The sequence below is a fragment of the Streptomyces sp. NPDC054813 genome (assembly GCF_053611365.1).
On record NZ_JBSHAF010000029.1, the window covers coordinates 111,714 to 121,877 of the forward strand.

Sequence of the window (10,164 nt, forward strand, 5' to 3'; positions counted from 1 at the left end):
CCGTCGGCACATCCGGTGGCCCCCGGGCGGGGCCGCTCGAGTGTCACAGACTGTGGGCCACGGGGTGGCGAGGTTCGTAGAGCGGCAGTTCGGCGCCACTGGGCAGACGCACCGCCGTCAGCCTGCCCCAGCGCTGTTCGCTGACCGGGCGGGTGATCTCGACGCCCCGCGCACGCAGCTCCCCGAGCTGGGCGTCGAGGTCGTCGCACATCAGATAGAACTCGTGCTGGGAGGCGCCCTCGGTGGGGTGTACGGCGATCTCTGCCGGGGGCAGTTTGAAGATCAGCCATCCGCCGCCCGCGTCGACACCGGGGAAGGCGAGGACGTCGCGGATGAAGGCGCGGTCGGCCTCCGCGTCCTGGCTGTAGAGGATGACGTGGGCGCCGTTGATCATGCCGGTCCTTCGTTTCGCCGAGATGGGGCCGTTGGGTCTACGGGGTCGTCACCGGGCCCGACTGGTCCCAGCCGGGCACGAGGTCGTCCCGGTGGACATCTTCCCCGTGGACCCGCTCGCCGCAGGTCTCGCACACCGTGTGGGTGACGAGTTCGTGATCCCGGTGCCGGATCCGGGCGGGCGGTGCGGTGACGACCCAGCGGTCGCCCCAGCCGATCAGCTCGCGGGTGATGGCCCCCAGATCGCGCCCGGCCTCCGTCAGGTAGTAGCCGCTGTAGCGGGCGTCGTCCGGCAGCGGGCGCCGTTCGAGGACGCCGCTCTCCACCAGCGCCTTCAGGCGCGCGGCGAGCCGGTCCGTGGGAGCGCCGGTGTTCCTGGCGATCTGCCGGAAGCGGTGGTTGCCGAGCATGACCTCACGGATCGCCGGCAGGGCCCAGCGGTCACCGATGATCTGGAGGGCCGCGGCGAGGGAGCACGGGCGCCCCGCCATGTCCCGGGGGTCGATGGGCGTGGTCATTTTCCCAGTATCACCCGGCAGGGTTTGATTTCCAAACCACCCTGTGTTTGGGTTGCGCCATGTCCACGCTGCTTCGGTTTTCAAATCACCCTCGGGCGGCCGCCGCAGTCGTCCTGGTGGCCGTCTTCATGACCAACCTGGATCTGCTGATCGTCAACGTCGCGCTGCCCGCCGTGGGAGAGGACTTCTCCGGTGGTGGCGGCGCAGCGGGCCTCGGATCGCTGTCCTGGGTCCTCAACGCCTACGCGATCACCTTCGCCGCGCTGCTGGTGGTGGCCGGGCGCGCCGGTGACCGCATCGGGCAGCGGCCGGTCTTCCTCGCCGGGATCGCCGTCTTCACGCTCGCGTCGCTGGGCTGTGCCCTGGCCCCGAACCTGGGAACCCTCATCGTGGCCCGGGTGGTGCAGGCCGTAGGGGCGTCGGCCCAGATCCCGACCTCGCTGGCCCTGCTGCTGGCGGCGGTGCCGGCCGAGCGCCGCACCCAGGCCACCCGCGGCTGGGCCGGGGTCGGCGGACTCGCCGCGGCCGCCGGACCCGTCGCAGGTGGCCTGCTGACGGAGGTGGACTGGCGGTGGGTCTTCGCCGTCAACCTGCCCATCGGTATCGCGGCGCTCGTCGCCGGCCGAACCGCACTGCCGAAGCCGGCCGCGCGGGAGACCGGGCCGCTGCCCGACCTTCTCGGCGCCCTGCTGGTCATCGTCTCGATCGCGTCGCTGTCCGGGGCGCTGGTGCAGGCACCCGACCAGGGCTGGACGAGCGGCCAGACGATACTGCTGCTGGCCGTCGCCGTGATCAGCGGCGCCGCGTTCGTGCTCCGGTCCCTGCGCCACCCCCGTCCGCTGTTCGAGTTGGACCTGCTGCGGCTGCCGCGCTTCGGTGCGGCCAACGTGGGCAGCCTCCTGTTCGGCGTGGCCTTCTCGATCATGCTGCTGTCGAACGTGCTGTGGTGTCAGGAGGTCTGGCACTGGAGCGCGCTGCGCACCGGTCTCGCTCTGGCCCCCGGCCCCGCGCTCGTGCCCGTCGTCACCGTGCTGACCACCCGCGCCGCGCAGCGCTTCGGGCAGGGACCGCTCATCGCGGCGGGCGGCGTGCTGTTCGCCGGTGGAATGGCCTGGTTCGCGATCTTCGCGTCGGTCACACCGGACTACGCGAGTGAGCTGCTGCCCAGCCAGCTGCTGACCGGTACGGGAGTGGGCCTGGCCCTGGGCACACTGGTGGCCGCCGGCGTGCACGCGGTACCGGGACACCGTGCGGCGACCGGGTCTGCACTGGTCAACTCGGTGCGCCAGCTCTCGGCCACGATCGGCGTCGCCGTCCTGGTCGCGGTCATCGGCTCCTATGTCGACGCCACCTCGCACCACGACTTCCGGGTCGTGTGGTACACGGCCACGGCGCTGAGCCTGGTGACCTCGGCGGTCGGGGTGCAGCTCAGCCGAGGGCGGGGCCGGGGCCCCGAGCGGACGGGTCCCGCCGCGCCGAAGGATGCCGAGGCGACGGGGCGGGCTCTGCCGCAGACATCCTGACCGGCCGCCGCCCGGCCAACGCGCCGGTCGAGGAGGGGCTCTGACGGCTCGTGCGCGTGCGGACCGTCCCGGTGGCGGTCCCGCCGACGTGCTCGTACCACCGCCCATGGCCTTCTCCGCCACGACGCGCAGCGCGCCGGGACCGGTTCGTCCGATTCCCTCCGTTGTCCCCGTTCTCCCCGATCAGGGCAGAGCCCCAACGGACTGCGTACCGTGTCCCACATGGCGGGCCGCCCGAGACGACCACGGCCATGGCCGGAAGCACCGATGTCATCGGAATGCATGCCTCTGGAATCCTCTTGATTTCGCTCGCTTCCTCTGGCTTCCGCTGTTCCCCGACCTCAATTCGGCCAGGGTGCGCCCATCACGCGCTCGACCATCGTCGTGCTGCGGAAACCCGGAATGAAATGTTCCAGCACGTCCGCGTTGACGGTCCCGTACGTCGTGTCGGGACGATTCTTCAGTCCGTCGACGAACGCCTGCAGGAATCCCTCCTTGAATTGTCCGCGCGGATGGGCGGCGATGATCTCGTCCACCCGGCCGCCGTCGAGGCGCTCCAGCCCCCAGCCGACCGCGTCGGTCAGGACGCCGTAGTTCGTGGCAGCCGCCTCCGGGCCCATCCGGCCGGGGATCCCGGGGGTCGTGTGCAGTGCGATCGCCGTCCAGACGACTTCCGCGGCACTCTTCGAGAAGCCGCGGTCGAGCAGGAACCTGCGTGCGTGGTCGGCGCCGTCGAGCTCGAAGCGCTGCTCCACCTCGGAGAACGGCGTCGAAAGCCCCGTGTCGTGGAACATCGCGGATATGTAGAGCAGCTCCGGATCGGGCTGTATACCGAGCGCGCGGGCTTGCAGAGAACCGAAGAAGAATACCCGCCGGGAGTGGTGGAAGATCAGCGGGCCGGCCGTTTCGCGAAGAAATGCGGTGGCCTCCGTCACAGCTGCCGTTTCGGGAATTTCCACTGCTGCGATGATGTCGGTCATGATGTCCGTGCTTTCGGTGTGGTCGTGCGGAGCGGGCTGTTCGCCTCATCTCCACGGTGCCGATCGCGCGGCCTCTGCCGCCACCTCGGCACGGCCATGAACCACTCGAATCCGGACACCTGGGGAACGGGACTGTGAGCTCCGCACCGCATCGGGTCGCGATCCTCGTCTACGACGGGGTCGCACTCCTGGACGTCGCCGGCCCCGCGGAGGTGTTCGGCGAGGCGAACCGGCTGGGCGCCGACTACCGGATCGCCGTGCTGTCGGCGACCGGCGCCGCCGTCACCTCCTCGACCGGCATCCGGATCGCCGTCGACGGCAGCCCCGCCTCCGAACCGGACCCCGACACCTTCGTGATGCCGGGCGGGGTCGTCTATCCCCGGGCGCCCGTCACCCGCGACCTGACCGACGCCACCAGGGAACTGGCGGGCCGCTCCGGCCGGCTGGCGTCCGTCTGCTCAGGGGCGTTCGTCCTGGGCGCCACCGGCCTCCTGGACGGCAAGCGCGCGACCACCCACTGGAAGATCGCGCGCGAACTCGCCGAGCGCCACCCGAAGATCCGCGTCGAACCCGACGCCATCTACGTGCGCGACGGCACCACCTACACCTCGGCGGGCGTCACCGCCGGCATCGACCTGGCGCTGGCCCTCGTCGAGGAGGACCACGGCGCCGACGTCAGCCGGGACGTCGCCCGCGCCCTGGTCGTCTATCTGCAACGCGCGGGCGGCCAGTCGCAGTTCTCCGCGCCGCTGCAGGGCCCACCGCCCCGGTCCCCGGCCCTGCGCACGGTCGTCGACCTGGTGACTGCGGATCCCGGAGGCAACCACTCGCTCGACGAGCTCGCCGGACATCTCCACCTCAGCCCCCGCCATCTCACACGCCTGTTCCGGGAGGAGCTGTCCACCACACCGGCCCGGTACGTCGAGTCGATCCGCTTCGACATCGCCAAGTCCCTGCTCGATCAGGGGCACACCGCGACCCAGGCGGCCTCCCTGGCCGGGTTCCCGAGCTACGAAAGCCTCCGCCGCGTCTTCGCCCGGGAGCTCTCCATCGCCCCCGCCGCCTACCAGCGCCGCTTCAGCACCGCCCGCCGCACCCGGTGACTCCGATCAGGCTGGGTCCGCCGCCGTGGCCGCAGGACCCCGAGCGGACAGGACGGGAAGCCAGGTGCCGCGGGCTGGCGGACTTTGTGGTGTGAAACCCGTGGTGAAGCGCTACGGGTGGGCCCGCATCGCCTTTTCACACGGGCGCGTACGGCCGGTCCCCCTGGCGGCGGTCATGCGGCGGGCTGGGCCAGGAGCGTGTCCATGAGGGTCTGGTGGCGCTCCAGTTCCTCGGCCCGTCCGGGGACGAGGAGGTGGCGCGCGTGATGGTGGCGCGGTCCTCGCCGAAACAGCAGGCCAGCACGTCATGAGTGGTGCCATTGATCCCGGGGCACCGAACACGGCTCTGGCCGGGCGCCCGATGCTGGGGCGTGGCACGTGCGTCTGCCCACCTGCACTGGTTCCGCCGCCTACGCATCCGCTGGGAGATCCGGGACGACGTCCACGAAGCGTTCCTCATCTCGGGTGCGCACTCATCTGCTGGCGATGCCCGACGCCATCCGGTAGGAACTCCCGTGGCAGCCAGTACGACATCGCGTGAGCGACACCACCAGGGCGGTTCGCTTCCGTGCGAAGATCGCGATGTGAACGGCATACGATTTCGCCTCGCCACTGACGCCGACTTGGCTTCCATCGTTCGTCTACGTGACGATGCTGCTCGATGGATGCTCGCTCAGGGGGTCACCGGTCAATGGCAGCCGGGTGAACTGGACGAGGGTCACTTCCGCCAAGTCATGACGAGCGGAGAGGTTTGGGTCGCGGAAGCTGCCGAGCGTCTGGTTGGGGCTTGGGAGCTGTGGTGGGCCGATGAAGACGCCTGGGGGCCACAACCGCCCCTGGCCGGTTACGTCCACCGCCTCATGGTGGACCGGACCAGTGCCGCACCGGGAACGGGGCAGCTGCTGCTTCAGGCCGCCGAGCGTCGTGTAGCCGCGGCAGGGCGGGCGTTGGTGCGCCTGGACTGTCTCGCCGGAAACGCGCGCCTGAACTCCTACTACCTGAACGCCGGCTATCAGGTCGTCGGCCACAAGGCCGGCAAGCCCCAACCGGGCGGCATACGCAAGTCGTTCACCCTTCTCGAAAAGGCCGTGCCGGTTCACGGCACGCGGCCCTCGCCCACCTCCATCGTCACGATCGAGGGCTGACGGAAGGCTACTGCTCGCGGAGCAGGGTGGGCAGTCTGCGCATGTCGTGGAAGACGATGGTGTCCAGGCCTTCAAGCTGCTCGGCCGGGGTGAGTGTCGGCAGGGTGATGCTGCTGAGCACCTCGGATATCCCCTCGACGGGAACGAGCTCGGAATCCGCGGCCGCGCGGCGGAGTTCCTCGAACTGCTCCGACCAGACCGCTGCCGTCTCCGCACCCAGCTGAGCGGCGACCTGCGCGCGGTTGTCGGCGTGCGAACGCCCGATGAACCGGGCGATCACCTCTTCTGACGTGAGCGGCCATCCCAAGGCGGCGCCGAGGGCGGCCTGGACACTTACGGCGATGCGTTCGCTGTCGATCAGCACCCCGTCGCAATCGAATATCAGCATTTCAATAGGGTTGATCGTCTCGGCAGCATAGGGCCCGTGGCGGGGTCTGCCGCCGACGAGGTGTCAGGGCGCAATGCGGCATCCCCAGCGCCGTAGACGCCGATACCGGTGACGGGCAGAGTGTCCAGTCGCCCGAGCCCGACAACACCGAATGGGCAGGGCGTGCGGTCATCGAGGCCTCCAAAAGGCTTGACCGGGCAGGACTGGAACACGGTGGCAACCACATCCTCGATGACACCGTCAACGCGGTTGGCGGCGACGTGGGGGCTGAGGGGCGTGCAGTGTCCTACTGCGACAGCGCAGTCTTCGAGGCCTTGGTCAGTTCGGCTGGCTAATGCTGTGAGCGCATAGACACGGCCACACCACCCGCGATCAAACATCCGATACGGAACAGAACGCTCCCTCTTTAAAGGTCTGACCCGCGATGGATCCCGGGCAGGCTGAGGGGCTGCCGGCGGATCCGTGCCGCCGCAGCCGTGCGAATCGCACGGACCTTCAGAGCGGCTCGATGCTGTAAATACAAGATCCGGTCCCCCTTCCTTTATCCGCGCGGCGCGGGATACCCCTGGACATCGAGCGGCAGGTCGGCGGGCGCAGTGCGGAAGGGAGCGGCTATGGGCGAGGGACGGTTCGAGGACGGCTGGCGGGTGGACGAGCGGTGTGTGAACTGCGACGTCGCCCGGCAGCTCGCCCCCGGCCTGATCGGCGAGGTCGACGGCCACTCGGTCGTTCTGCGCCAGCCGCGCGACCGAACCGAGGTCCGGCAGCTGAACGCGGCGGCGCATGCCTGCCCCTCCCGGTCGATCCGTCCCCCGGCCGGGCGGCTGGAGGTGGCCCTGGACCCCTTCCCGATGGCCCTGGACGACACCGTGCACCTGTGCGGGCATAACTCCACGCACACCGCGGGAGCCAACTCCTACCTGCTGCGCCGCCCCGGCGGCACCGCGATGATGGTGGACACGCCGCGCTGGAGCACATCGTTGGCCGCGCGCTACGAGGGGCTGGGCCCTGTCACAGATGTCCTGCTCACCCACCGCGACCACGCCGCGCACGGCCGCCGCTACGCCGACCGCTTCGGCGCCCGGCTGTGGATCCACGAGGGCGACCTCGATGCCGCCCCGGACGCCGACCGTGTGCTTCGCGGCACCGACCCGGCGCAGATCGCCGAAGGGGTGGTCGCCTTTCCCTTCCCCGGGCACACCCGAGGCAGCGTGCTGTTCCTCGCGGACGAGCGGTACTGCTTCAGCGGCGACAGCTTCTACTGGTCACGCACCACAGCGGACATTGAGGTGGCCGACAGTGTCACCTGGTACTCCATCAGTGAACTGGCCGCATCCTTGGCGCGGACCGCCGACCGGCTGCGCTTCGAGTGGCTGCTTCCGGGCCACGGCGACCGCCAGCGCCGTTCCGCCGACGACATGGGCCAGCGGCTGCGGCGGCTGGCGGCGCGTACCCGCGAACTGCAGCCCCGCCCCATCGATTTCACGGCGATGCTCTGGTAACAGCCCAGCTCGCGCAGTCGATGCAGGTCGGCCGTGACATGACGGTGGCCACGCACTTCGTCCGCTGATCACCCACCAGCCGAACCGCAAGGTCAACACGCCCGCAGCTCAACCGCGGGTGAGGTTGTGAGTACTGGCGGCAGCAGCAGCGGCTGCCCGACGGCTCGGTGATCGCTGTCACCGTCCACTGGTGGCAGGGCCGGCGCGCCGCGCGGTACCCGAGGCCGGAGAGCTGAGCCGGCGGGCAGTCCCCGCAATGGATGAATGCTCCATCTCTGGCGCGCAAAATGGATGTTTTACCTTCTGGCGCAGATCACCGGCCCGGCCTTAGCGTCGGCACACCCTCCAAGGACGGCTCCCGCTCCCGCCTCACACCCCTGCGGCGAAGGCGAGACCGTTCTCCCCTCGCGCCATCACGCGCTCCATCGCCCGCGTCCGGGCCCAGGCACTTCGCTGGAGCACACCCTTGTCCGAGAATTCTCCCGCCACGTCGTCGCCGTCTCTCACCGAGGTGGAGACCTACGGCGTCGAGCGCATCCCCGACGCGGACCGCACCGCGTCGCCGCTCGACCTGTTCAGAGTCGCCTTCGGCGGTGCGAACACCTTCTCCACCTGTGTCCTCGGGGCCTTCCCGATTCTCTTCGGCCTCTCCTTCTGGCAGGGACTCGCGGCCACTCTCCTCGGAGTCGTCGTCGGCGCGCTGATCCTGTGCCCGATGGCGGTGTTCGGCCCGGTCAACGGCACCAACAACGCCGTTGCCTCCTCGGCGCACCTGGGTGTGCACGGCCGGGTCGTCGGGTCGTTCCTGTCGCTGCTCACGGCCGTCGCGTTCTTCTCGATCTCGGTGTGGAGCTCCGGAGACGCCCTGGTCGGCGGCGCGCACCGGCTGTTCGGACTGGAGCAGAACAATCTGTCGTACGTGGTCGCGTACGGGCTCTTTGGCTGCCTGGTGCTCGCGGTGTGCGTGTACGGGTTCCGGTTCATGCTGTTCGTCAACAAGATCGCGGTGACCTCGGCGACCCTGCTCTTCCTGCTCGGCGCGATCGCTTTCGCCGGTGATTTCGATCCCTCGTACGCCGGTGCCTTCACGGCCTCGGCCGACTCGGCGACGCAGGCGCTGTTCTGGCCCTCCTTCATCGGCTCGGCGCTGATCGTGCTGTCGAACCCGGTGTCCTTCGGCGCGTTCCTCGGCGACTGGTCGCGCTACATCCCGGCGGACACACCGCGGCGCAAGGTCGTCGGCGCCGCGTTCCTGTCGCAGATCGCGACCCTGCTGCCGTTCGTGTTCGGGCTCGCGACCGCGAGCATCATCGCGACCGAGGCACCGAAGTACGTCGACCCGGCGGCTCCGGACTTCGTGGGCGGTCTGCTCGCCATCTCACCGAGCTGGTTCTTCCTGCCGGTGTGCCTGCTCGCCCTGATCGGCGGCATGTCGACCGGTACGACGTCCTTGTACGGCACGGGGCTCGACTTCTCGTCGGTGTTCCCGAGGCTGTCGCGGGTCCAGGCGACGGTCCTGGTCGGAGTCCTGTCGATCGCGTTCATCTTCATCGGCCGCTTCGGGTTCAACCTGGTGCAGTCCATCTCGACGTTCGCCACGATGATCATCACCTGCACCACTCCGTGGATGGTCGTGATGATGCTCGGGTTCTACACCCGGCGCGGCTGGTACGACCCGGACGCGCTCCAGGTCTTCAACCGCCGCCAGCGCGGCGGCCGTTACTGGTTCACACACGGCTGGAACTGGCGCGGCATGACGGCCTGGTGGGTGGGTGCCGTGGTCGGTGTGCTGTTCACCGACATCCCCGGCCAGTTCGTCGGACCGCTGGGCGATCTCGTCAACGGCATCGACATCAGCCTGCCGCTGTCGCTGGCTGTTGCCGCTGTGCTGTACCTGGCGCTGCTGCGGCTGTTCCCCGAGCCGCGGGCGGTGTACGGGCCCGACGGCCCCCGGCTGGCCCGTACGATCGATGTTCCGGTGCCGCCGATCACCGGTCCTGGTACGGAGAGCGAGGGCGCGCCCGCCCTTGCCGTCGAAGGCAGTTGACGCGCTGATGGAGAGCTGGCTCGACCTGTCCGTGCCCGTGGTCACCGGGATGCCCGTCTACCCCGGTGACCCGGAGGTGGAGGTCTCCAGGGCGTTGCGGGTCGCCGAGCACGGGGTGAACGTCCTCAGGCTGCACATGGGGTCGCAGTCCGGAACGCATGTCGACGCGCCGTACCACGTGGACGAGGCGTGGCCCACGCTGGACGATCTGCCGCTGGAGCGGTTCACGGGACCGGCGGTCGTCGCCGATGTCCGCGGTCTGCCCGCGCGGGCGCCGATCACTTCCGGCCTGCTCACCTCCGCCCTGGGCCTGCTGCGGCTGCGGCCCGGCTCGATCCTGTTGCTGGCCACCGGGTGGTCGCGGCACTGGGGAACCGAGGACTACCTCGCCCATCCCTGGCTCACGCCCGAGGCGGCGCAGGCCGTGGTCGCGGCCGACTGCCTCACCGTCGGGGGGGGGGCGGGGGGCGGGGGGCCCCCCCGTCGGCCGGGAGTTGCCGCGCCCCCCCCGGGGTTGCGCCGCGGGGGGGGGTTCCGGGCGTATCAAAGACGCCCACGAGGCGTG

At 69.9% G+C, this 10,164-nt stretch carries 10 protein-coding genes and 1 pseudogene; 7 read left to right on the forward strand and 4 right to left on the reverse strand.

The genetic code is table 11. The features are described from left to right. Window positions 1–43: 43 nt before the first annotated feature. Together ACWGJB_RS41500 and ACWGJB_RS41505 are read right to left on the reverse strand one after the other, a co-directional pair. Window positions 44–394, reverse strand: a complete 351-nt coding sequence (locus tag ACWGJB_RS41500) for a VOC family protein (RefSeq protein ID WP_453385201.1) — start codon at window positions 392–394, stop codon at window positions 44–46. Between the two features lie 37 nt (window positions 395–431). Then, window positions 432–911 carry a winged helix-turn-helix transcriptional regulator gene (locus ACWGJB_RS41505; protein ID WP_453385202.1) on the reverse strand — a complete coding sequence of 160 codons (480 nt, stop codon included), beginning with the start codon at window positions 909–911 and terminating at the stop codon, window positions 432–434. A 59-nt stretch (window positions 912–970) separates the two neighbouring features. Here ACWGJB_RS41505 and ACWGJB_RS41510 point away from each other — a divergent pair, with 59 nt between their 5' ends. Then, window positions 971–2,434, forward strand: coding sequence for a DHA2 family efflux MFS transporter permease subunit (locus ACWGJB_RS41510; RefSeq protein ID WP_453385203.1), 1,464 nt, complete (start codon window positions 971–973; stop codon window positions 2,432–2,434). A 341-nt stretch (window positions 2,435–2,775) separates the two neighbouring features. Here the strand turns inward: ACWGJB_RS41510 and ACWGJB_RS41515 are convergent, their stop codons facing one another. Beyond that, a complete protein-coding gene (locus ACWGJB_RS41515) occupies window positions 2,776–3,414 on the reverse strand; it encodes an HD domain-containing protein (RefSeq protein ID WP_453385204.1) in 639 nt (212 codons plus the stop codon). Between the two features lie 134 nt (window positions 3,415–3,548). Between ACWGJB_RS41515 and ACWGJB_RS41520 the strand changes: the two genes are divergently transcribed. The 3 genes and pseudogenes from ACWGJB_RS41520 (at window position 3,549) to ACWGJB_RS41530 (ending at window position 5,662) form a co-directional block, all read left to right on the forward strand. Further along, on the forward strand, window positions 3,549–4,517 hold the full coding sequence (locus ACWGJB_RS41520) for a GlxA family transcriptional regulator (protein ID WP_453385205.1): 969 nt from the start codon (window positions 3,549–3,551) through the stop codon (window positions 4,515–4,517). A 327-nt stretch (window positions 4,518–4,844) separates the two neighbouring features. Continuing rightward, window positions 4,845–4,975 (forward strand): annotated as a pseudogene (locus ACWGJB_RS41525) (IS5/IS1182 family transposase); the annotation flags it as partial. Window positions 4,976–5,101: 126 nt separating this feature from the next. After that, complete coding sequence (locus ACWGJB_RS41530; protein WP_453385227.1) at window positions 5,102–5,662, forward strand: GNAT family N-acetyltransferase; 561 nt, start codon at window positions 5,102–5,104, stop codon at window positions 5,660–5,662. A 7-nt stretch (window positions 5,663–5,669) separates the two neighbouring features. Here ACWGJB_RS41530 and ACWGJB_RS41535 read toward each other — a convergent pair whose 3' ends face one another. Further along, window positions 5,670–6,050 carry an HAD hydrolase-like protein gene (locus ACWGJB_RS41535; protein WP_453385206.1) on the reverse strand — a complete coding sequence of 127 codons (381 nt, stop codon included), beginning with the start codon at window positions 6,048–6,050 and terminating at the stop codon, window positions 5,670–5,672. Window positions 6,051–6,664: 614 nt separating this feature from the next. Here ACWGJB_RS41535 and ACWGJB_RS41540 point away from each other — a divergent pair. The 3 genes from ACWGJB_RS41540 to ACWGJB_RS41550 all read left to right on the forward strand — a co-directional run. After that, a complete protein-coding gene (locus tag ACWGJB_RS41540) occupies window positions 6,665–7,552 on the forward strand; it encodes an MBL fold metallo-hydrolase (RefSeq protein ID WP_453385207.1) in 888 nt (295 codons plus the stop codon). A gap of 466 nt (window positions 7,553–8,018) precedes the next feature. Next, on the forward strand, window positions 8,019–9,599 hold the full coding sequence (locus ACWGJB_RS41545) for a purine-cytosine permease family protein (protein WP_453385208.1): 1,581 nt from the start codon (window positions 8,019–8,021) through the stop codon (window positions 9,597–9,599). Window positions 9,600–9,606: 7 nt separating this feature from the next. Continuing rightward, window positions 9,607–10,164 (forward strand): cyclase family protein (locus tag ACWGJB_RS41550; RefSeq protein WP_453385209.1); only part of this gene is annotated, 558 nt, incomplete at its 3' end.

Excerpts from the sequence above, each read along its gene's own strand:
- ACWGJB_RS41540 (WP_453385207.1), top strand. The coding sequence starts at position 6,665 with ATGGGCGAGGGACGGTTCGAGGACGGCTGGCGGGTGGACGAGCGGTGT.
- ACWGJB_RS41510 (WP_453385203.1), top strand. The coding sequence starts at position 971 with ATGTCCACGCTGCTTCGGTTTTCAAATCACCCTCGGGCGGCCGCCGCA.
- ACWGJB_RS41535 (WP_453385206.1), bottom strand. The coding sequence starts at position 6,050 with ATGCTGATATTCGATTGCGACGGGGTGCTGATCGACAGCGAACGCATC.
- ACWGJB_RS41515 (WP_453385204.1), bottom strand. The coding sequence starts at position 3,414 with ATGACCGACATCATCGCAGCAGTGGAAATTCCCGAAACGGCAGCTGTG.
- ACWGJB_RS41500 (WP_453385201.1), bottom strand. The coding sequence starts at position 394 with ATGATCAACGGCGCCCACGTCATCCTCTACAGCCAGGACGCGGAGGCC.
- ACWGJB_RS41505 (WP_453385202.1), bottom strand. The coding sequence starts at position 911 with ATGACCACGCCCATCGACCCCCGGGACATGGCGGGGCGCCCGTGCTCC.